This is a genomic window from Sorangium sp. So ce1153 (assembly GCF_051521595.1).
Classification (GTDB): Bacteria; Myxococcota_A; Polyangia; order Polyangiales; family Polyangiaceae; genus Sorangium.
Genome location: NZ_CP150361.1, coordinates 1,660,456 through 1,681,285, shown reverse-complemented (window position 1 = coordinate 1,681,285; position 20,830 = coordinate 1,660,456). Strand labels below are relative to the sequence as shown.

The window sequence follows — 20,830 nt, the reverse complement described above, 5'->3', positions numbered from 1 at the left end:
ACGCGCACTTCCTCATCGAGATCGGAGAGGGCTCCTTGAAACACCTCATCATACCTGGATCCATCGTGCTCAGCGTGCTTGCCGCGGCGTGCGACAGGATTTCGCTCGATCCCATTCGCGGCGACGGCGCCGGCGGCGCGACGGGAGAAGGCGGTGACGGCGGCGGCGGCAATGCCGGCAGCGGAGGCGGCAGTACCGGCAGCGGCGGCGGCAATGCCGGCGGCGGCACCGCCGGCAGCGGCAATGCCGGTAGCGGCACCGCCGGCGGCGGCAGCACCAGCAGCGGCACCGCCGGCAGCGGCAGCACCAGCAGCGGCACCGCCGGCAGCGGCAGCACCAGCAGCGGCACCACCGGCAGCGGCGGCGGCGCGCCCAGCACCGGCGACGCTCTCTGGAGCCGGCACTTCGGCGCGAACGCCGGCGAACCCCACCTCTCGGAAGGCCACATCGCCGTGGACGGGGCGGGCCACGTCATCCTTGCGACGCAGGTCGCCGATGGGGTCGACTTCGGCGACGGTCCGCTCTCGATCGAGGGCAGCCTGGCCTTCGCCCTCGCGAAATTCGACGGCGAAGGCGCCCTCCTCTGGGACAAGCAATTCTCCGATTCCAGCTGGGTGCGCGACGTCGCGGTCACCCCCGCGGGGCTCATCGCGACGACGGGATCGACGCAGGGAAGCAGCGTCGACTTCGGAGGCGGTCCGCTCGTGGGGCAGGAGGACAGGAGAGACGCCTTCGTGGCCGTCTTCACGGCAGACGGAGATCACGTCTGGTCCACTCGAATCGGCGCTGACTCCGATCAAGTTGCGGACCACATCGCCGTGGACGCGGCCGGAAACGTCGTCGTGGCCGGGTTCTTCCTGGACCAGATCAGCCTCTGCGGGGCTTCGCTGACCAGCGCCGCGCAGGCCGACTCCTACATCGCGAAGTTCGACCCGGCGGGGAATTGCCTCTGGAGCAAGCAATTCGGCTACACGGAGATCCACAACGTCGCTCTCGATGCGTCGGGCAGCGTCGTTCTTGCCGGCAGCTTCGGCGACTACTTCACCGAGACGATCGACCTCGGCGGCGGTCCGCTGATCACCGCGGGCCGCGAGGATATCTTCGTGGCGAAGCTCGACGCCGACGGAGAGCACCTCTGGAGCAAGCGGTTCGGCGACGCGGCGATCCAGAGGGCGTACGGCGTCGCGGTCGACGGCTCTGGGGATGTCGTCGTCAGCGGGACGTTTCAAGGGACCGTGGATTTTGGCGGAGGTCCTCTGGTGAGCTCCGGAGGGTTCGGACCGCTTGAACCCGACTCTGTGACGTGGGGCGGCAACGCCTTCGTGACCAAGCTGAACCCCGAAGGCGAGCTCCTCTGGGCCAGGCGCCTCGGGCAGGACGGGCCCCAGACGGCCCTGGACGTCGCGACGACCGTGGGCGGCGATATCGCCATCACCGGCCTGATGTACGGCGACGTCGATCTCGGCACGGGCCTGATGAAATGCACCTATGGCGACGCCTTCGTCGCGAAGATCGACGCGACGGGCACGGTGCGCTGGGTGAAGCACACCGGCGACAGGGGGGACCAGTACGGCCGTTCCACGGCCATGGACGGGGCGGGCAACGTGCTCGCCGCCGGGCCGTTCATGGGAACGATCGACTTTGGCACGGGGCCGCTCCTGAACCCCAGATCCGCCGGGGACATTTTCCTCGTGAAGCTCGGCCCCTGAGGTCGCGGGCGGCGGTCTGCGAGACGCCCCTCACCGCAGGCAGGGGCCGAGCCATCGCGCGGCGTTCTTTCCGAGGACGGGGCCCAGGAGCTCGGGGGGCAGGTGAAGGCCTTGATAGGTGCCGATGGTGCGCGCCGACTGGTCGGCGGTTTGACGAAAGAAACGAAAATGGTCCTCTTTCAAAAGACCCATGTTCGACTCCACCTGCAGGTCCCACATCTCCGTCGACGTCGGGTTCAGCCCGCTCGTCACGAGATCGGTCCCGAACAGGAAGCGCTCGGGCCAGCGGGAGAACAGCCTGAGAAGCTGGGCACGCTCGCGCTCCAGGTTCGCGAACCCCTCGGCCGCCGCGCCGGAAGAGCCATGGCTCGTATCGACGAGGAGGCCCGGAAACGCCTGCATCAGGGACTCGACGCGGGCGAGGTCGGTGCGGCTGCCGCAGAGATGGGCGCACACGACGCGCAGGTCGGGGAAGGCGCGCAGGACCGCCTCGAGCTCGCCCCGGTAACGGACGGTGTTGGCATGAAGGAGAACCGGGAGCGCCTGATCGGCGAGCGCCTGCCATGTTGCCTGGTGCGAGGGGTCGTCGAGGGGACGCTCGTGGAAGAGGTGGTGCCCCTGGTACAGCTTCACGCCGCAGGCGCCTCGGCGGCGGAGCTCGGCGAGGTACGCGGGGTCGTCGTGGCCCAGATCCAGGGTGACGAACGGGATGAGCTTTCCGGGGTGGGCCGCGGCGGCGTCGAGGACGATCTCATTGCCTGTGCGGTAGCCGGAGAGCCCGGATCCGCCGCGGCCGCTGGTCAGGTCCGGGCTGGCCAGGATGACGGCGCGATCGATGTGATGTTTGGTCATGTGAGCGAGCAAGGGTGCCGCTGCGTCGGCCTGCGTCAGGTGCACATGGATGTCGATGACCTCCTGACGGGCCGGCGGAGCCGGCGACGAACGGCACCCCAGCAAGGCGGCGAACGCAGCGCCCCACGCGACGCCGCGGAGGCGAGCCCCGCGATCGGTGTGAGGGAACATCGAATGAGGACGACGCGGACGGCGGCAGCGGTGAGACCGGCGAGACCACATTGAGCGATGCGGATCCATCGCCCCCAAGGATACGGCGCAGCCGCGCTGGTGCCATGAGAAAAGGAGGGAGTCGTGAGAAATGATGTGATCTGACATGACGACTTCGATCACGATTCGCGCGATGTTCGAGGCTTGCGCTTCGAGGGCGAGGCTTTGCCCTGAAGTGGTTATTCACCTGTGCCCAGTGGAGTTCTATATGTCGCTCATCCGTAGCTCGATTCGTCTCATGGGTTTCGCTGCGCTCTGCACTTCGTTGCTTGGAACGACGTCTTGCTTGCGATCGTCGGGCGACGGCGCAGGCCTCGGTGCTGGCGGCGCTGGCAGCAGCACCGGCACCGGCAGCACCGGCAGCAGCACCGGTGGGGCCGGTGGAGGCAGCGCCGAGACCGGTCCCGGTGGAGCCAGCGCCGAGACCGGTCCCGGTGGAGCCAGCGCCGAGACCGGTCCCGGTGGAGCCAGCGCCGAGACCGGTCCCGGTGGAGCCAGCGCCGAGACCGGTCCCGGTGGAGGCGGCGCCGAGACCGGTCCCGGTGGAGGCGGCGCCGAGACCGGGACCGGTGGAGCGTCGAATTGTGCAGACGACGCCTACGAGGCGAATGACGTGCCCACCTCCGCGGCGCCGCTCGCGTATACAAATGGCGGTGAAGGCTCCAGCGACGCGTGGTTCTCGAGGATCGATTTCGTCCTCTGCCAAGGCAATGAGGACTGGTATGTGATCGATACCTCTCTCGGGTTCGAAGAGTTTTACTGGAATCTCCGCGTCCTGGCCGCCGGGGCAGAGCTGTGCGGCGCGGGTTGTGAGCAGTATACTCCTCCAGCCCGTCCAGAGAACACGGTGATCGTGGAGGTCTACAGCGCGGCCACGATGGACCTCATCGGAGCTGGGCAGAGCGATCATGGACGGGTGTGGCTCGATGGCGAGGGGCTGGATTCCGCGAACGACCTTCTCCTCCGCATCTATGGGCCGCCCGAGGCGACCTACCCGTACGACATCACGTTCCTCGCCAAGTCCTATCAAGGGGAGGACGAGTGCGAGTGCTGAGCGCCGCCTGGCGAGCGCCCGTGCTCTAGAGCGACAAACGGGTTGAAACCACGAGAGAAAGCAGGAATTTCACAGGGAGGCGGGGAGGCGGGGAGCGAGAGGCGGCAAGAGGGAGAAATTCATTTTTTTTCTTCCTCCCCGCCTCCCCGCCTCCCTGTGAAAATTCTCCAGGTTTCAACGTGATCGGTGTTCTAGAACAGCCAACGATGGCCTTGAGCGTTCGTCAGGGCGCGGGGCTCGCCCTCGGCGCCGGGCTCGACTCGCTCACGTCCTCGGCCTTGAAGCACACGACGAGGCCGGGCGGCTGCGGCTCGGGGGGCTTCGCGATGGAGGACGGCGCAGACGCGGCCCCTCCTCGCCCGGCGCCGCCCCCAGGGCCCCACCCCGAGGCTCGTTCCGAAGCTCCCAGATTTTTTTTCGAGTATCGTCCCCCGCGATGTCGAGAACGCGGCCTGGGCTCCGACTCCTCTGTGAACGCGCGCCCGACGCGGGGCGCGAACGCTGAAAGGGAGCTGAACATGAAATACGTCCTGATGCTGCACGTGCCGACCAGAGAGCCCTACCAGCTGATGAGCTGGCCGCAGAAGGATCTGCAGGCGCACCTCGCGTTCCTGAATAGCTTCAACGAGAAGCTCCGCGCGTCGGGCGAGCTCGTGGGGATCGAAGCGCTGGTAGGGCCCGACCAGGCCAGGCTCGTGCGCGCCGGCAAGGACGGCGAGCCCATCACCGACGGCGTGTTCCCCGAGGCCAAGGAGTTCCTCGCCGGCTTCTGGATGGTGGACGTCGAGAGCCCCGAGCGCGCCTACGAGCTCGCCGCGCAGGCGTCCGCCGCGCCCGGGCCCGGCGGCGAGCCGCTCAACATGGCCATCGAGGTGCGGCAGGTGATGAGCGCGAGCGAGCTCCCCGAAGAGCGCGTCTGAGCTCACCCTCGCTGGACGCCCGCGCCGAGCGCCCGCTGCGCGACCTCGCGCCGGCACGCGCGAGCCTGGAGCAGCGAGCGAAGGCGTCCGCCTGCCTGCACATCCCGAGCGCCGGGCAGGGCCATGACCATGGCTTCGAGGACGGCGCGCCGTGCCTCTCGGCGGAGCTGCGCGCGACCGGAAAGATCTCGCTCGCGCGTCAAGGAGGTGACGGGCTCGTCAAGCCCTCGACCTCGGGATCGTCGAGGCCCATGGCCTGGCCCCGGCCAGCGCGGCGAGCACGGCACGGGCTCTCGGATCAGGTTCCTTCCGGCCAGGCTCGCGGGTATGGTCAGGCCGGACGTCCTGGCTGCCCTCGTCGCTGACCGCCCGGCACGACGACCGCGCCCTCCAGGTCAGCCAGGCCTCGGCAAGAACAGACCACCGCCCGCACCGAGACCTCGATCCCCGAAGGGGAGACCTCATGCCGCAGACCCGACCTACCCTGGTTGACTCCACCCCGCGCTTCGGACGCTCGGCCTCGTCCAGGAGCGCCGCCTCCGCATTGCTGCGCGTCCTGGCCGGCGCCTCGGCAGTACAGGGCGGCATCGGGAAGTCGCCCGCGCCAGCCATCCAGGCGAGCGTCGGGCCCGGCCAGATCACCTGCCACGGGAGCTTCCGATGAGAGCGCACGCAGTCCGGACGACACAGCCTTTCGCGACGCTGGTGGCCGCGGCGCTCGCCCTCGCGTGCGGGAACGCGACGTGCAACGCCATCTCGGGGGTCGGCGAGCTTGAGTTCTCGGGCACCGCCGACACGACGGGCGCCGGCGCAGCCGGCGGCGGCGGTGGTACCGCCGGCGGTGACGCGGGCAGCGGCGGCACGGGCGGCGCTGGCGGCACGGGCGGCGCTGGCGGCATGGGCGGCACTGGCGGCATGGGCGGCGCTGGCGGCATGGGCGGCGCTGGCGGCACCGGTGGCGCAGGCGGCACGGCCGTCGACATCTCTTACCAGATCCCCTGTGGGAGCGGCAACGTGGCAGTCGGCGTCCACGGCCGGAGCGGCGGCTCGATTGACCGTATTGGCCTGATCTGCGCGCCGCTCGCCAGCGACGGCACCCTGGGCACCGCGTTCCAGACCGAGACCGCCGGCGGCGACGGCGGCTCGCCCGGCAGCGTGATCTGCCCGGCGAGCCAGGTCCTGGTCGGGATCAACATCTGGGTCGACACCCTGGTTTACCGGATCGAACTGCTGTGCCAGACGGTCGAAGCGTGGAAGATGAGCGACATGAACACCAATACCGTCCCTGGCATCGGAAACGCCCATAGCACAGCGTACACGGTCAAGTGCCCGCTGGGGACCGCCATCGATGAGTTCCACGGCGACGCCGACCAGCTTGTACACTCCGTGAACCCAAGATGTCGCATGATCTGACGGTCCACTTCTCGATATGCACCCGAGGGAAAACCGCCGTGCCGAGGCGGCCGCCCTCCGGACCGATTCGCAAGCGCTCGGAGCATTGGGAAAAGCAAACGCCGGGCCAAGCTGGCTATCCCCTCGGCTGCCCATGGTGAAGGATACAGCACGGGTCTTGTGCGGCCGCTGAGCCCGAGACACGGGGTGGCAGGAGCAACGCTGCGGGTTGCGTGGGAGCGCCGCGTGCTCTAAGGAGAAGAGTTCGCCATTCCGGGCACTCTGTACTTTGTGTTTGTTTTGTTAAGGAGGTCTTCGATGGATTCTTTCACCACGCGTCATCGGTTTGCCTTCACTGCGCTCCTCCTGTGCGTCCCGCTGCTCGCCGGGGCGAATGACGACGGCTGCGGCCAGGCTAGCCCCGAGGTCGACGGTGTGGACAGCGCCCCCGCCGAGCTCGTCTCTGCGGCGGCCGGGGGGATCAAGCCCGGCCGCTGCAGGCCGACCGGCTGTAGCGGGCAGGTCTGCGCGGACCAGACCGTGTACACCACGTGCGAGTGGCGCGAGGAGTACGCGTGCTACGGCGAACACGGCATCTGTGAGCGCGACGCGTCGGGCCAGTGCGGCTGGCGACAGACGCCGGAGCTCACCGCGTGCCTTGGGGGCGGGGATGTGTCGGAGGTACCGCCTGGCGGGCCCTGCGTGGTCACCGGCTGTAGCGGGCAGGTCTGCGCGGACGAGGAAGTGTTCACGACGTGCGAGTGGCGCGAGGAGTACGCGTGCTACGGCAAGCTCGGCGTCTGCGAGCGCGACGCGTCCGGCCAGTGCGGCTGGCGGGACACCCCCGAGCTCGACGCCTGCCTCGCGTCGGCCTCGGGCATCTGAGCGGCGCGCCGGAGCGGGCCCCAGGGCGCTCCCTCGTCGTCCCAGGCGACGACCCCGCGGTCGTCGTCGTAGACTCCGGGGCGTGCCCAGCGCGCTCGCCCCTCGAGACCGATCTCGTCAAGAGGCCTCCGCGTTCCGGCACGCGCTCGCCGACGCCCGCATCGGGCGTGGAGCTCGCGTGAGGGACCGGCGGATCGGGCGGGCCACGGCGCTGCTCCGCGACACCGACCAGCTGGCGCCGCTCGAAGCGTCGACCGAAAGCGAGCCCGGATGACGCGGTCACGAGCGCGATCGACCGACGCGGACGCCAGAGGGCGGCTCGCACGGCCGCGAGTGGCCGAGGCGACGGTCGGCCACGGGTCGCCGCTGCGCGTGAGGCAGACGGAGACGGATCTTCTCTTCGCGGACGTCGAGTGGGGCTCTCCGGCGATCGTGCGCGTTCTGCAGGGTCAGAAGCAGCTCCGCCGCGCGGACGAGTCCCTCGAGGCGCGGCCGGGTGAGCTGCTCTACTTGCCCGCGGGGACTCGGGTCGACGTGCGCAATGTCCCGGCGCAGGGGGCCTACGAGGCGGAAGGCGTCATCCTGTCGTTCGAGCTCGCTCGCTACCTGCCGCCTCGCGCGGAGGCGCGCGAGCCCCAGGAGGTCCGCAAGCTCCGCGTCGCCGAGCACGAAGAGCTCGACGCGGCGTTGACGCGCTGCCTGGAGGCGTTCGAGCGAGGTTTTCCCGCGGCCGTCCAGCGCTCGCGCCTCCTCGAGCTCGTCGCGTGGCTCGGCGAGGCAGGCATCGACCCCTTCGTCGCGGCCTCCGATGTCCGTCTGCGGCTGAAGCGGATGCTCGGCGAGCGGCCCGCCCACCCGTGGCGGTTGCCGGACGTCGCCCGGCGACTGGGCATGAGCGACGACACGCTACAGCGTCACTTGCGCCGAGAGGGGACGGGATTCCAGCAGCTGCTGCTCGAGATCCGGATGGATCATGCGCTCGTGCTCCTGTGGACAACCGAGCGACCGCTCGCCATCGTCGCCGAGCAATCCGGATACGACTCGCCATCTCGGTTCGCGGAGCGCTTTCGAGAGCGATTTGGCGTGCTGCCTTCGGAGCTGCGCCGCCGCCGCTAGCGCCCCCTCACCCAGGGGTGTCGCGCGGCGGATTGCGGCTTCCGAGCGCGCGGTTGCGGTTCCGGGGCGACCCGGCGGCGCTACTGTTCAGAGGCGTGAGCTTGATGGATGCGATTCGCATTCACTCGCATTCGCGCACCTCCGCTGGAGGTCGCTGAGCTGAATGCGCCTGTCTCCACGCTTCTCGCAAGGAAGGATCCATGCTGAAGATCCATCACCTCGGTCACTCCCAATCGGAGCGGATCCTCTGGCTCTGTGAAGAGCTCGGCGTCCCCTACGCTCTCGAGAAATACACGCGCGATCCCGTCACGCGCCTGTCGCCGCCGGAGCTGAAGGCGCTGCATCCGCTCGGCGCCGCCCCGCTCATCGCGGTCGACGGAATGTTGCTGGCCGAGTCGGCCGCGATCGTCGACTTCATCCTTGCCCGGTACGGCCGCGGCCGCCTGCGGCATGGGCCGGATCACCCCGATTTCGCTTCCTATCTCTACTGGTTCCACTTTTCGAACGGCAACCTCCAGCCGGCGATGCTCCGCTCGATGCTCGTGGGGCGGTGCGGGCTGGCGCCGGAGCATCCGGTCCAGACGTCGGTGCAGGGGCGACTGGACCAGGTGCTCGCGCTGATCGAGGCGCGACTGGGGCAGACCGACCATCTCGCCGGGAGCGAGTTCACCGCGGCCGACATCATGAGCGTCTTCTCGCTCACCACGATGCGGCTGTTCCATCCGGTGGATCTCGCGCCCTATCCCAACATACTCGCCTATCTGCAGCGCATCGGCGCGCGGCCCGCCTATCGGCGGGCGATGGCCAAGGGCGACCCGGACCTGACTCCTCTGCTCACCTGAACCCGGGTCGACGCCCGCTCACCACGGCGGCCCCGCCCCACCCCGGGCCCGAGCCCGGGCGCGCTCTTCACCGCGCGCTCGGCGCCAGCTACCTGACCAACCGCACCACGACGAAGTCGCGCTGCCCGTCGACGGGTCCGAAGCCGAAGTCGCCGGGACCGTCGAGCTGGCCGGCGAGGTAGACGGAGTGCTCTCCTCCCGTGCAGACGGCGAAGAAGCGTCCGAGAGCGTCGAAGACCTCCGGTTCGCCCGGCGTGCCGTCGGCGGTCAAGCGGACGAGCATCGGCTTCTCCTCAGCGCCGTAGGCGCTGCCCGTGATGAACACGCCACGGTCAGCCGCGAAGGCGGAGGCTCGTGCATAGTAGTCGGCCGCGCCGCCCAGAAGGGAGCTCCACAGCGGCTCGCCGCCGGGGCCGAAGCGAGCCGCGAAGAGCTTCGTGGAGCCGCCCGTGTCCTGCGAGCCTCCGCCGAAATCGGCCGTCCCGTTCATGTAACCGACGATCAGGGTGCCGCTGCCCGTCGCGCCGTTGATGTCGTTCGCCAGCATGTAACCATCATCGCCGAAAGGTTTGCCGGTCAAGCGCTGTCCGGCCGGTGAGAGCTGCGCCAGGTACGAGCCGAAGCCGTGCGGCTGACTGGCGTATCCCGTGAGCCAGACGGTCCCGTCGCTGCCGAGCGCCATTCCGGTTGCATTCGTCATGGGCCACGCGTCGAGATCACCGCTCCTGGAGAACACCTGGCTGGCGACGTAATTGCCGCCGGCGTCGAGCGTCAGCAAGAAGGCCGTGTCCCCGCCGGTGTCGTGGACGCCGCCTCCGAAGTCGATCGCACCGCTCACGTAACCCGCGACGTACACGTTGCCGTTCGGCGCCACGGTCGCGCTCTCCGCCCAGTCGTACCCGACACCGCCGAAATGTCGCGCCCAGACCACCTCGCCGTCCGCCGCCACCTTCATCACGAACATGTCGGGGCCCCAATCCGCGTTCGTGGGCAGCCACGTCTCGTCGCCGATGACGACCGTGGTGCGGTAAGCGCCGACTGCGATGATCGACCCGTCGGCGAGCGGAGCAATCCCGTTCACCTGCGTGTCGTAACCGGCGCTGCCGAAGCTCCTGGCCTGCAAGAGCTCGCCGGTCGGCGAGAGCCACAGCAGCACGGCGCCCTCATGGTCCTCGCCGCCCAACGAAAGGGGGCCATCCGCACCGCCGCCGACCACGAGCCGCCCCTCTGCGTCGAGCGCCGCCGCATAGAGGCTGTCGTTGACGCCGCCCCCGGGGAACACGACGCTGTAACCGGGGCCGTCCTCCGAAGGAAAACCGACGCCGGGGTCGCCACCTCCCGCGCCCGGGCCCCCCGAGGTGCTGGCGCCGGCCGCGCCCCCCGTGGCGCCGCTCGATCCCAGCTCCTCGCTGGAGCCGCCCGAGCCGCCGGCCGCCGCGATCGCTGGCCCACCGCCTGTAGCTTGCGCGCTGCCCTCGTCCGCGCCGGCGCTCGGCGCCGAAGCGTTCTCCTCTTCACCGATCCCTGGCGTGACCCTCCCATTGCACGCGACCGTCACGAGCGCCGCAGCGAGGAACCAATGCGCGGACGGCCCCCGCCGGTGCCGAAGCGCACGGCCGTCGCTACCGCTACGCCCGATGACCACTATCACCATGAGCCGAAGCTATCACGGACACGCGAGCGCCTTCTACGCTCCCCACGTATACGCCCAGCGGGAATAAACCTACCGCTCCGGCAGATCCTCCGGCGCGCTACCTGGCGCATCTCGGCGACCGGAGGTCTCTTCGGATCCGGCTCGGGCGTATCGCCTCGGGGAGACGCCCATGACGCGCTTGAATGCCGTGTTGAACGCGTGCTCGGAGTCATAGCCGAGCGACCCGGCGATTCGCGCCAGCGTGTCACGACCTCGGATGAGCTTCTCTCCCGCCAGCATCATCCTCCAGCGCGTGAGGTAGGCGATCGGCGTCTCCCCTACCCGTTCGCGAAAGCGCTCGGCGAAGATCGAGCGCGACATACCAGCTCGCGCGGCCAGCGCCTGCAAGGTCCAGGGAAACGCTGGATCCCGCGTGTATCGCCTGCCGGGAGCGAGTCTCCACACCCGCCATCATCGGTCCAGCTCCGCGGCCGCCAGCGCCGCCACGCGCAGGTCGACGGCGGGCGAGCCGCCGTCCTTCAGGAACCAGGCCGCCGACAGGCCGGTCCACGCGAGGACCCAGCGCAGCAGGCGCGTCCGCTCGAGACGCGCCGCCTCGGCCACGATCTCCAGCCGTCGTGAGAACCGCCCGGGCTCCGTCGCGACAGGGCAGCTGGGATCGGCCAGGTCCGGGTTGGTGAAGAGGTTGGCGAAGTCGAAGCTGCGCTCGCCCACGAGCCGCTTGGGGTCGATCGCCAGCCAGCCGCGGCCGCCGAAGTCCAGCACGTTGCCGTGGTGCAGATCGCCGTGGAGCACGACGACCTCGCGAGGCGCCGCGAGCAGGGCGCGGGCGGCCTCGAGGCAGCGCACGAGGATGCCGCCGTGGGCCGCCGCCGCGGGCTCGAGGTCCCGGAACCAGCGCGTCAGCGGGATCAGCTCCGGAAGCGGCCGCGCCCTGGGCGCATGCAGCCGAGCCGCGACGGCGCACACGATGCGGCACGCCTCGTCGTCCTCTCCGTTGCGTGACATCTCGGCCAGGGACCTCGTCCCCTGCGCGCGCTCCAGCAGGATGGCGTCGCCCTCGCAGGCCAGCACGCGCGCGGCGCCGTCGCCGTCCCACCACTCCATCAGCAAGCCCCCGAAGCGCTCCTCCTCGTGCAAGGCCAGCTTGAGCATGGCGGGCTCGCCCGCGCGCCGGACCGGCAGCAGGCGTCCGCTCCAGGTGATGATGGGCTCGCCATCAGGGATGAGATTCCATCGGTGCAGGTACGTGTCGAACATCGGCCTCGGTGCGCGCTGAGGAAGGTGCAGTGCCTCGACGAGGGAGCCCGCCAGCGCACGGCGGGCCGGCGACTTCACCTCTTCTTCGGGCCGGGGGCGCAGACCCGGGCTTTCAGCCAGCCGTCGATCGCGAGGTCGACCTCCTCGAGCACGCTCTCTCGGGTCCGCCCCGCGGACTTGAGCAGATCGAGCGAATGATCGCCGCCCTCGATCACGTGCAGGGTGGCCCGCTTCTTGAGACGCTTCAGGACGGGCCGGAGGAGCGCGAGATCGCAGAGGGCGTCGCGCGTGCCCTGGAGGAACAAGAGCGGCGCAGGGATCGCGGGGAGGTGCGCGTCCCGGAGCGGGGCGCGCTTGCCCGCAGGGTGGAGCGGATAGCCGAGGAACAGGAGCCCGTCCGCGCGGACGCCGCGCGCCGCGAGCAGCGACGCGATCCGCCCGCCCATCGACTTGCCGCCGATCACCAGGCGCTCCGGCTTTTCCTCGAGCACCCGCGCGATCGCCGCCTCGTAGGCCTTCTCGAGCAGCGGCGGCCGGTCGGGCGCCTTCCGGCCGAGCTCCTTGTAGACGAAGTTGAAGCGCAGCACGGTGTGCCCGCGCGCCACGAGCCGCCCGGCGACGTCGACCAGGAGGGGCGCGTGCATGTCGGCGCCGGCCCCGTGGCCGAGCACCACGGCCACGCCGGAGCGCTTCGCCCGCGTCCTCGGGGCGTGGAGCACCCCCGAGACAGGGCTGCTGCCAGGGATCGGGATGGAGACGGTGCGCTCGGCCATGGGGACGGTCCATGCCATGGATCGCGGCCGCGCGTCGAGGCGCACCTCGGTCCGGTCGTTTCTTGCGCGGGCGCACCGTCGCATGGATCACCCTATCGACCACTCCGGCTCTTCCCCCACCAGCACATCGGATCCTCGAACCGCCTTCTCGCATCATCGGATCATCGCGCAGCTCCTGGAGATCGTCTCCGTCGGATTCGAGCCATCGAATCGCTCGCCTCTGCGAGCGCGGCCGCGATCCATCGATTATCCTCTCGCGGCGATGAGCATTCCTGTCCTCGCGTGCGCCCTCGCGGCCGCCTTCCTCGCCGCGTGCTCGAAGACGCCCTCGGACGCGACGTCGACGGACGCTGGCGCGCAGCGCGGCGCTCGACTCCGCATCGCCGTCGTGCCGAAGGGGACGACCCATGAGTTCTGGAAGAGCGTTCACGCGGGCGCGGTGAAGGCGTCGCGCGAGCTCGACGTCGACATCGTCTGGAAGGGGCCGCTCCGGGAGGACGACCTCAAGGGGCAGATCGACGTCGTCTCGAGCTTCGTCGCGCAGGGCGTGTCCGGCATCGTCCTCGCGCCGCTCAACGACGCCGCGCTCAAGGCGCCGGTGCGCGCCGCGGCGCAGGCGAAGATACCGGTCGTCGCGTTCGACTCCGACCTCGCCGGCGAAGAGCACGTGAGCTTCGTCGCGACCGACAACCTGGCGGCCGGGAGGCTCGCGGGAGAGCACCTCGTCAAGGCGATCGGCGGGAAGGGCAATGTCGTCGTGCTCCGCTATCAGGAGGGCTCGGCGAGCACGCAGAACCGCGAGAAGGGCTTCCTCGACGCGGTGCGCGCGACGCCCGGGGTCACGGTCGCGAGCGACAACCAGTATGGCGGCGCGACGACGGAGACGGCGTTCAACAAGAGCGAGAGCCTGCTCCTCGCGCAGCGGGCGGCGGAGGGGACCATCGCCGGGGTGTTCACGCCGAACGAGTCGACGACCTTCGGCATGCTCCAGGCGCTCCGCAAGACGAACGTCGCGAGGAAGGTGAAATTCGTCGGCTTCGACGCGTCGGACAAGCTCCTCGGCGCGCTGCGCGACGGCGACATCGAGGCGCTGGTCGTGCAGGACCCGTTCACCATGGGCTACCAGGCGGTGAAGACGATGGCGGCGCACCTCCGCGGCGAGCGGGTCGAGCGGCGCATCGACACCGGCGCGCGCGTCGTCACGCGGCAGGACCTCGACCATCCGGCGGTGATGGAGGTCGTGAAGCCCGACCTCGCCCGGTGGCTCGGGGAGTGAGCGGCCCGTGGCCGGAGCGCGCGCGCCCCTGCTGGAGGTGACGGGCCTCGCCAAGGCGTTCGGCCCGAACGCGGTGCTGCGCGGCGTCTCGCTGCGGGTCCTGCCCGCGAGCATCCACGCGCTCCTCGGCGAGAACGGCGCGGGCAAGAGCACGCTGACGCGCATCCTGCTCGGCATGGAGCGCGCGGACGCAGGCGCGATCCTGCTCGGGGGAGCGCGGTACGCGCCGGCGTCCGCCGAACGCGCGCGCCGCGCCGGCGTCGTCCTCGTCCCGCAGGAGCGGACGCTCTGCGCCCACCTCACGGTCGCCGACAACGTGGTGCTCGGGATCGAGCCGGCCGCCCGCGCTCGGCTCGGGATCCGGGACCGCGCCCGCGCGCGCGCCGTCGCGCGGGAGGCGATCGCGCTCGTCGCCGCCGACCCGGCCCGCGTGCCGCTCGACGCGCCGGCCGGGGAGCTCGGCGTCGCCGATCAGCAGCTCGTCGAGATCGCGCGAGCGCTCGCGCAAGGCGGCGTCCGCGAGGGCGGACGGCTCGCGGCGCGGCTCCTCGTCCTCGACGAGCCGACCTCGAGCCTGGGCCACGAGGACGCCGCGCGCCTCTTCGAGCGCGTCCGCGCCCTGCGAGACGCCGGGCTCGCGGTGCTGCTCGTGACGCACTTCCTCTCGGACGTCGCCGCGCACGCGGACCGCTACACGGTGCTCCGCGACGGCCGCGTCGCCGGCGAGGGCGACCCGCGCGAGACCGCGCCGGCGCAGATCGTCCGCGAGATGCTGGGCCGCGCGTTCGAGGAGGCGCGCGACGGCGCGGCGCCCGAGGCGGCGCCCGCGGGCGGCGGCGAGGTGGTGCTCGACGCGAAGGACGTCTCCGGCGTGCAGCGGCCGGAGCGCGCCTCGCTGACGCTCCGCCGGGGCGAGATCCTCGGCATCGCCGGCCTCGTCGGCTCGGGGCGCACGGAGCTCCTCCGTGTCCTCGCGGGGCTCGACCCGAAGCGCGGCGGCACGGTCACGCTGCGCGCGCCCCGCGGCGTCGGCCTCCTCAGCGAGGATCGCGGCGGGGAGGGCCTGATGCTCGGCCGCTCGATCGCCGAGAACATCTGGCTCTCGCCGCGCGCGCCGCGCTTCGCCGCGCCGGGGTCGCTCCTCGCGGAGGCGCGGCGCTGGATCGAGGCGCTCGCGATCCGCGCCGGAGGGCCGGATCAGCGCGCCGGCGAGCTCTCGGGCGGCAACCAGCAGAAGGTCCAGCTCGCGCGCCTGCTCCGCGAGGACGTCGACGTGCTCCTCGTCGACGAGCCGACGCGCGGCATCGACGTCGCGAGCAAGGCGCAGGTGCTCGCGCTGCTCCGCGATCTCGCGGCCGCCGGCAAGGCCATCGTGCTCGTGTCGAGCCGGCTCGACGAGCTCGTGACGACGTGCGATCGCATCGCGGTCCTCCGCCGAGGGACGCTCGGGCCGCCGCGGCCCGCGTCGTCGTGGACCGAAGCGTCGCTGCTCCTGGAGGCCTCCTCGTGAAGAAGCGCCCGCCGTGGGTCGGTCCGCTCGTCGCCCTGCTGCTCGTCTACGCGCTCTTCGCGGCGCTCACGCCCGACACGTTCCTGCGCAGCCAGAACCTGCTCACGATGGCGCGGCAGACCGTGGTGGTCGGCATCTGCTCCGTCGGCATGACCCTGGTCATCGCGACGGGCGGGATCGACCTCTCCACGGGCTCGCTGGTCGCGTTCACGACGGTCGTCCTCGCGCAGCTCCTGCGCGCGGGGGTGCCGGCGCTCCCGGCCGCGCTCGCCGCCACGGCGGCGGCGGGCCTCGCGGGCGTCCTCACCGGGACGCTCGTGGGGCGGGCGCGGATGACGCCCTTCGTCGTGACGCTGGGCACGATGAGCGCGCTCCGCGGCGCCGCGAAGGGGCTCGCGTCCGAGCAGAAGATCGACGCCGATCCGCGCGGGCTCGACGCGCTGCTCTCGGCCGACCTCGCCGCGCCCGGGCTGTGGCTGACGCTGGCCCTCGCGCTCCTCGTCTTCGCCGTGCTCGCGTTCACGCGCTTCGGGCGCCACGTGTTCGCGGTCGGCAGCAACGAGGCCGCGGCGCGGCTGTGCGGCATCGACACGGGGCGCGTGAAGATCGCGGTGTACACGCTGTCGAGCCTCCTCGCCGGCGTCGCGGGCGTGATGGAGTTCTCGACGCTGACGGTGGGCGACCCGACGGACTCGATCGGCCTCGAGCTCGAGGTCATCGCGGCGGTCGTCATCGGCGGCGCCCCGCTCTCGGGCGGCGAGGGGAGCATCGCCGGGAGCGTGATCGGAGCGCTGCTCATCACGGTCATCCGGACCGGCGGCGTCCACCTCGGGCTGCCGAGCTGGGTGCAGGAGATCGCGACGGGCGCGATCATCGTGGTCGCCGTCGCCGTCGACAAGGTGCGGCGCGCGCGTCGCGCCCGCGCGGCGGCGCGCTGACGCCCCGCGCCCACGCGCGTGGCTCAGCGCGGCCCCGCGGCGCCGTCGCCGTTCACGGGCCCGGCGGCGGCCCGTGCGGGGCGGCGGTGCCGGGCGAGGAGGCGCGGCGGGCGATCACCCACCGCGTCGGCTCGACCTGGCCGCCCTCCTCCCGCACGGCGAGATCGACCAGCGCGACCATCCGCCCCGACATCGCCGCGAACGTATCCTCGGCCTCGCTGTCCTCCGGCAGCCGGTCCGGCAGCGTGGGGCGCGTGCGGTGGATGCGGTAACGCTCGGACAGACGCGCCCCCGGGAAGGCCCGGCGCAGCTCCGCCATCCCGCCGAGCAGCGCCACGAGCGAGCCCATGGTCGCGGTGCCGTTGTCGGAGTCCCACCCGGCGAGGGTGCCGATCTGCACGGTGCGCCGGAAGCTGCCGCCGCCGAGCAGGAGGGCCAGCGTGCCGGTCGCCAGGTTGATCGCGGACTCCGTGAACCCTCGGTAGACGAAGCCGTGCGCCGGGGCCTGCTCCTGGTAGCGGCGCGCGATCGCGTCGCGGACGCTCTCCCAGTCTTCGGGATCCTCGACCGACAGCGCCGCGGAGAGCACGAAGTCGATGACGTCGGCGGCCTCCGACGCGTCCGGCAGGTAGCTCCTGGCCTCGCGGACGATGCGGACGATCTCCTCTCGCCGCGGCTTCTCCGGATCGACGGTCGCCGCGAGCGAGAAGAGCAGCACGTAGAACTGCGCGGCGTGCGCGGCGTGATCGCGGGCGGTGGTCCGGATGGGGAGGTCGGCCATCCGCAGCGCGAGATCCGGCATGCCGGGCGCGAGGGCGCCGAAGATCTCCGTGGTGAGCTGCGCGTCGATCTGGAGCGACTCCGGGTTGAGCGCCGGATCGCTGGTGGCGGGGGGCAGCACGCCTCGCTCCATGAGGTCGCGCGCCCGCCGGTTCGATACCCAGATGAAATCGTTGATGTGCGCGCGCCACCCGTCCCGGATCTGCTCGGGAGAGAGGAAGAGCGTCCCCGCCTCGGTCATGAGGTGCAAGTAGACATACTCGATGTCGGTGTCGTCGTCGGCCAGGCAGGGGTCGAGGAGCACGAAGTCGATCCGCGCCCCGTCGCGGCCAAGGGGCTTTCCCCAGTCTGCGTCGGTGAAGAAGGGGCGCTCGGTGCGGACCCCCTCGGTCCGCAGCCCCGTCCAGTTGGCAATGCAGGCGCCGATCCACATCGCGCGGAGCCGCTCGGCGTACGCCGCGCGATCGAGCTGCGTCCGCGTCCTTCTGGACATTCCCGGGGCGTCCCGTCGCTCCGCAGGCGCGGCGAGCGCGCGGCGCGGCGCGTCGCCTGCGCCCGCGAGCGGCGTCATCGCGAGGAACGCGAGCAGCAGGCCGCACGTGCGCGCACGAGGCCCGACGCGGGGCGTTGCTCGAACAGGGCGCCTTTCGCCGCGAGTGCGCATGAATTACCCCTCGGACGCGCGCCCGGAGGGTCGCGCCTGGCCTCGCTGCGCGATCGTGCAAGCGAGATGCCGAGTCGGGCCCGCTCCCTCGGCGCCGCCCGCAACCTTAGATCACGATCATGAGTGCCACCGATCATGGCCGGCGCGCCGCGGGCGCGCGCCTGGACCTCCTCGTCTCCCGCGCGGTCGGCCATTACCTCGGCGCGTCATTCGCCATCCTCCCGGGCGCCGCGTCGATCTCTCCGGTGCTGGAGCACCTCCTCTCGTTTCACCCCGGGTGGGTCACCCGGAGCGTGACAACGCACGATCCCGCGGGCGGAAACGACGATGGATATCGCGCGGGTGTCGCGCTCGAGGGGGAGCACCGGGTGCTGTTCCATGCCCGCGGCGAGGGGAGAATCACGCGGATCTGGATGACCGCGCCGCGCGCGGAGCTCGAGAAGCCGGGCCAGGAGATCTGGATCGAGATCGACGGCCGCACGGCCTTCCGGGGCTCGACCCGCGATTTCTTCGAGGGCCGGGGCCCCTGGAAGGCGCCCCTCACCCTCGGCGTCGACGCGAGCTCGGGCGCGTTCACCAGCTACGTCCCATTCGCCTGGTCCAGCGAGGCCAAGGTCCGTTTCCGGGGCGTTCCCATCTATTACCAGGTCACCTACCGCGAGGGCCCTGGCGCCGCGGCGGGCCCGACGTCCGAGGAGCTCGCGCGGTTCATGAGCGAGGACTGGACCGCCGCCCTGCCCTCCCCGTCGCCCGGGGAGGCCCCGACCCCCGGCGCCCCGCTCGTCCTGGCGACGGGCCCCGCGACCGTATCGGGTCTCGATGTCCGGATCCCCGCCGCCAGCTTGAAGGACCTGGAGGTGAAGATCGGGAATCAGCCGCCCGTGCCCGCGTCCTTCTTCTTCGGCCTGGCCAGCGCGAGCGACGAGGCCGACGGCGGGTGGACCACCTTCCGGAGCGCGCTGCACGCCGCCTGGGCGCCCGACCCCACGGGAACCGGCAGGCTCGCGACGCGCCTGCCCATCCCGCTGCACGACGGAGAGGCGCTCTCGCTCGAGGCCGCTCCCGGGGCGTCGCTCGCGCGGGTCGAGGCGGCCGTCGCTCTCGCGCCTGCCCGCCCCGGCGTGCGGCTCCTCGCGCAGTACCGCGATCAGGCCGCCCCCGGGCGCGAGACGACGATGCCCGTCTTCGAGAGCGACGAGCCGCTCCAGCTCGTCGCCCTCCTCGAGCACCTCAGCGGCGGCCGCCCGGGCGACCGCTTCTACCTCGAGGGCGACGAGATGATCCGGACCGACGGGATGTCGTATCCCCTGCAGATCGGGACCGGCACCGAGGACTATTACAACGGCGGCTACTACTTCCTGGGCGCGCACCATAACCCGTTCAGCGGCCTGCTGCGCTTCCTCGTCATCGATCCCGAGAATCAGTGGAAGAAAGCCCGATTCATCCATTCCTTGTATCGTTTGCACGTGGCCGACCCCATCGTGAGCCGGTCCGGCATGCGCTTCGGCTTCGAGGCCGGGCCGACCGGCGCCTATACGCCGCTGCGGGTGCGCTCGCTGGGCCTCTCCTACGCCTTCTCGGGTCACCGGGTGATCGGCGAGCAAGCGGTGCCTATCCGCGGGAGTCTGCCCCTCCCGCCCTCGGCCTTCGACGCCGAGCGCACGGCGCTCCAGCGGCCTTTCCAGCCCCGCGAGGGCCGCGGGACCACCCGGATCGAGGTCGACTGCCCGCCCGGGGCGCGCGGGATCTTGCTCCTCCGCGCGTACTCCGCGGCGAAGGCCCCGCAGACGGCGCGCGTGCGGCTCGACGGGCGGGACGTCGGCGCGCTCCACGAGATGCAGGCGAACCCTGTCCGGCCGCTCGCGGAGGACGCGCTCTGGATCGACGTGGCCCCCGGCCAGTGCGGCGGCGGCGCAGACAAGCGCCCGGTCCTCGAGATCGACGCGACGGGCTCCCCCGCGCCGTGGAGCGAGGGCGGCTACACGCTGCGGTTCTTCTCCGGACCTCCCGAGCCGCGGCTCACGCAGGGCCCCGCGGTGAAGATCTTCGACGCGGGCAGCCTCCCCGGGGGCCCGTTCTACGTGAACGACCATTCGATGGTGCAGCTCCCCGACGGCCGCTGGATCCTCACGGGCATCTTCCACGCCGAGTCGTATCAGCCGGGGGACGAGCGGGCGTTCGTCCTGGCGACCGCGCCCGGGCCGGGGCCGGCGCGCTGGGTCGAGGCCACCTCGCCGAGCTTCGCGCTGGCGCCCGAGCGCTTCTCCACCCGCGCCCTCGCCGACGAGCGCTGGATCTGGGCCCCGCACGTGGTCCGCGATCGCGACGGCAGGCTGACCATGATCTTTCATGTCGGCACGCCCGACCCCGACCGCTCCGCCTTCCGGCTGGCGCGGTCGAGCGACGGTCTCACCTGGACCCGCCTGGGAGGGACGCTCTTCGAGGATATCTGCGTCGCCCGCGATCCGATGCTGGTCCGGCTCGGCGACCTGTGGGTGGTCTATTACACGCGCTGCGCGTCGCTGGAGAGCCGCCGGAGCGGCGTCGCTTACCGCACGTCGCTGGATCTCGTCGACTGGAGCCCGCCGGCGATGGCGCTCACGCTCGGGCCGGAGACCGCGATGCCGAACAGCGGCCACACCGAGTCTCCGTTCGTGTTCGAGCGGGACGGGTGGTTTTACCTGACCGTCACGAGCTACCCTGTCCACGACGAGGCCACGTTCGTCTACCGCGCGCGCTCGCCGTTCGCGTTCCCGCCGCGCCCCGTCGCCCGGCTGCGAGCGCACGCGGCCGAGTGGGTGGAAGAGGCGGGGCGCCTGTTCTTCACGCACGCGGGGCCCGGGAAGGGCGGCGTGTTTCTCCAGGAGCTCTTCGGGCTCTGAGCCGCCGCCCCGGGTCGCGCCCGAGGGGGCCTCGTCGCCGACGGACGCGCGCGCTGGCCGCGCTCCGCTGGCGGAGGCCCGGCCCCGCCCCGGCCGCCGCTGCGATCTGGGCG

Annotated in this window: 16 protein-coding genes and 1 pseudogene; 11 read left to right on the top strand and 6 right to left on the bottom strand. The window is 71.3% G+C overall.

The window, feature by feature from the left end; translation table 11 throughout:
- Window positions 1-35: 35 nt before the first annotated feature.
- Window positions 36-1,709 carry a hypothetical protein gene (locus tag WME85_RS05955; RefSeq protein WP_437835968.1) on the top strand — a complete coding sequence of 558 codons (1,674 nt, stop codon included), beginning with the start codon at window positions 36-38 and terminating at the stop codon, window positions 1,707-1,709.
- Between the two features lie 30 nt (window positions 1,710-1,739).
- Here WME85_RS05955 and WME85_RS05950 read toward each other — a convergent pair whose 3' ends face one another.
- Window positions 1,740-2,732, bottom strand: a complete 993-nt coding sequence (locus WME85_RS05950; protein ID WP_437835966.1) for an amidohydrolase family protein — start codon at window positions 2,730-2,732, stop codon at window positions 1,740-1,742.
- A gap of 145 nt (window positions 2,733-2,877) precedes the next feature.
- Between WME85_RS05950 and WME85_RS05945 the strand changes: the two genes are divergently transcribed.
- The 6 genes from WME85_RS05945 to WME85_RS05920 all read left to right on the top strand — a co-directional run bounded on the left by WME85_RS05945 (window position 2,878) and on the right by WME85_RS05920 (window position 8,980).
- Window positions 2,878-3,825 (top strand): hypothetical protein, encoded by a 948-nt coding sequence (locus WME85_RS05945; protein WP_437835964.1) that lies wholly within the window; start codon window positions 2,878-2,880, stop codon window positions 3,823-3,825.
- A gap of 518 nt (window positions 3,826-4,343) precedes the next feature.
- Window positions 4,344-4,745, top strand: a complete 402-nt coding sequence (locus WME85_RS05940) for a YciI family protein (protein ID WP_437835962.1) — start codon at window positions 4,344-4,346, stop codon at window positions 4,743-4,745.
- A 705-nt stretch (window positions 4,746-5,450) separates the two neighbouring features.
- The gene (locus WME85_RS05935) at window positions 5,451-6,158 is read left to right on the top strand and encodes a hypothetical protein (protein WP_437835960.1); all 708 of its coding nucleotides are present in this window, start codon (window positions 5,451-5,453) and stop codon (window positions 6,156-6,158) included.
- Window positions 6,159-6,455: 297 nt separating this feature from the next.
- Window positions 6,456-7,022, top strand: a complete 567-nt coding sequence (locus WME85_RS05930; protein ID WP_437835958.1) for a hypothetical protein — start codon at window positions 6,456-6,458, stop codon at window positions 7,020-7,022.
- A gap of 333 nt (window positions 7,023-7,355) precedes the next feature.
- Window positions 7,356-8,138 carry an AraC family transcriptional regulator gene (locus WME85_RS05925; protein WP_437835956.1) on the top strand — a complete coding sequence of 261 codons (783 nt, stop codon included), beginning with the start codon at window positions 7,356-7,358 and terminating at the stop codon, window positions 8,136-8,138.
- A 200-nt stretch (window positions 8,139-8,338) separates the two neighbouring features.
- A complete protein-coding gene (locus tag WME85_RS05920; RefSeq protein ID WP_437835954.1) occupies window positions 8,339-8,980 on the top strand; it encodes a glutathione S-transferase family protein in 642 nt (213 codons plus the stop codon).
- An 88-nt stretch (window positions 8,981-9,068) separates the two neighbouring features.
- Here WME85_RS05920 and WME85_RS05915 read toward each other — a convergent pair whose 3' ends face one another.
- From WME85_RS05915 to WME85_RS05900, 4 genes and pseudogenes are all read right to left on the bottom strand, one after another.
- Window positions 9,069-10,538, bottom strand: a complete 1,470-nt coding sequence (locus tag WME85_RS05915; RefSeq protein WP_437835951.1) for a hypothetical protein — start codon at window positions 10,536-10,538, stop codon at window positions 9,069-9,071.
- A gap of 165 nt (window positions 10,539-10,703) precedes the next feature.
- Window positions 10,704-11,042 (bottom strand): annotated as a pseudogene (locus WME85_RS05910) (helix-turn-helix transcriptional regulator); the annotation flags it as partial.
- A 42-nt stretch (window positions 11,043-11,084) separates the two neighbouring features.
- Window positions 11,085-11,894 (bottom strand): aminoglycoside phosphotransferase family protein, encoded by an 810-nt coding sequence (locus WME85_RS05905; protein WP_437835949.1) that lies wholly within the window; start codon window positions 11,892-11,894, stop codon window positions 11,085-11,087.
- A gap of 74 nt (window positions 11,895-11,968) precedes the next feature.
- Entirely contained in the window at window positions 11,969-12,751 is a 783-nt protein-coding gene (locus tag WME85_RS05900; protein ID WP_437835946.1) for an alpha/beta hydrolase family protein, read from the bottom strand.
- 178 nt (window positions 12,752-12,929) lie between these two features.
- Here WME85_RS05900 and WME85_RS05895 point away from each other — a divergent pair, with 178 nt between their 5' ends.
- The 3 genes from WME85_RS05895 to WME85_RS05885 are packed head-to-tail and all read left to right on the top strand — an operon-like array spanning window position 12,930 to window position 16,391.
- A complete protein-coding gene (locus tag WME85_RS05895; RefSeq protein ID WP_437835944.1) occupies window positions 12,930-13,943 on the top strand; it encodes an ABC transporter substrate-binding protein in 1,014 nt (337 codons plus the stop codon).
- A 7-nt stretch (window positions 13,944-13,950) separates the two neighbouring features.
- Complete coding sequence (locus WME85_RS05890; RefSeq protein WP_437835942.1) at window positions 13,951-15,453, top strand: sugar ABC transporter ATP-binding protein; 1,503 nt, start codon at window positions 13,951-13,953, stop codon at window positions 15,451-15,453.
- Window positions 15,450-16,391, top strand: a complete 942-nt coding sequence (locus tag WME85_RS05885) for an ABC transporter permease (protein WP_437835939.1) — start codon at window positions 15,450-15,452, stop codon at window positions 16,389-16,391. Before WME85_RS05890 ends, WME85_RS05885 begins: the two co-directional genes overlap by 4 nt.
- A gap of 52 nt (window positions 16,392-16,443) precedes the next feature.
- Here the strand turns inward: WME85_RS05885 and WME85_RS05880 are convergent, their stop codons facing one another.
- Window positions 16,444-17,664, bottom strand: a complete 1,221-nt coding sequence (locus WME85_RS05880; protein WP_437835937.1) for an ADP-ribosylglycohydrolase family protein — start codon at window positions 17,662-17,664, stop codon at window positions 16,444-16,446.
- Window positions 17,665-17,954: 290 nt separating this feature from the next.
- Here WME85_RS05880 and WME85_RS05875 point away from each other — a divergent pair, with 290 nt between their 5' ends.
- Complete coding sequence (locus WME85_RS05875; RefSeq protein ID WP_437835934.1) at window positions 17,955-20,717, top strand: DUF2961 domain-containing protein; 2,763 nt, start codon at window positions 17,955-17,957, stop codon at window positions 20,715-20,717.
- Window positions 20,718-20,830 lie beyond the last annotated feature (113 nt).

Bases quoted from the DNA above. Each gene is read 5' to 3' on its own strand.
- WME85_RS05950 (WP_437835966.1), bottom strand. From the start codon at position 2,732: ATGTTCCCTCACACCGATCGCGGGGCTCGCCTCCGCGGCGTCGCGTGG.
- WME85_RS05945 (WP_437835964.1), top strand. From the start codon at position 2,878: ATGACGACTTCGATCACGATTCGCGCGATGTTCGAGGCTTGCGCTTCG.
- WME85_RS05940 (WP_437835962.1), top strand. From the start codon at position 4,344: ATGAAATACGTCCTGATGCTGCACGTGCCGACCAGAGAGCCCTACCAG.
- WME85_RS05930 (WP_437835958.1), top strand. From the start codon at position 6,456: ATGGATTCTTTCACCACGCGTCATCGGTTTGCCTTCACTGCGCTCCTC.
- WME85_RS05920 (WP_437835954.1), top strand. From the start codon at position 8,339: ATGCTGAAGATCCATCACCTCGGTCACTCCCAATCGGAGCGGATCCTC.
- WME85_RS05905 (WP_437835949.1), bottom strand. From the start codon at position 11,894: ATGTTCGACACGTACCTGCACCGATGGAATCTCATCCCTGATGGCGAG.
- WME85_RS05900 (WP_437835946.1), bottom strand. From the start codon at position 12,751: ATGCGACGGTGCGCCCGCGCAAGAAACGACCGGACCGAGGTGCGCCTC.
- WME85_RS05895 (WP_437835944.1), top strand. From the start codon at position 12,930: ATGAGCATTCCTGTCCTCGCGTGCGCCCTCGCGGCCGCCTTCCTCGCC.
- WME85_RS05880 (WP_437835937.1), bottom strand. From the start codon at position 17,664: ATGTCCAGAAGGACGCGGACGCAGCTCGATCGCGCGGCGTACGCCGAG.
- WME85_RS05875 (WP_437835934.1), top strand. From the start codon at position 17,955: ATGAGTGCCACCGATCATGGCCGGCGCGCCGCGGGCGCGCGCCTGGAC.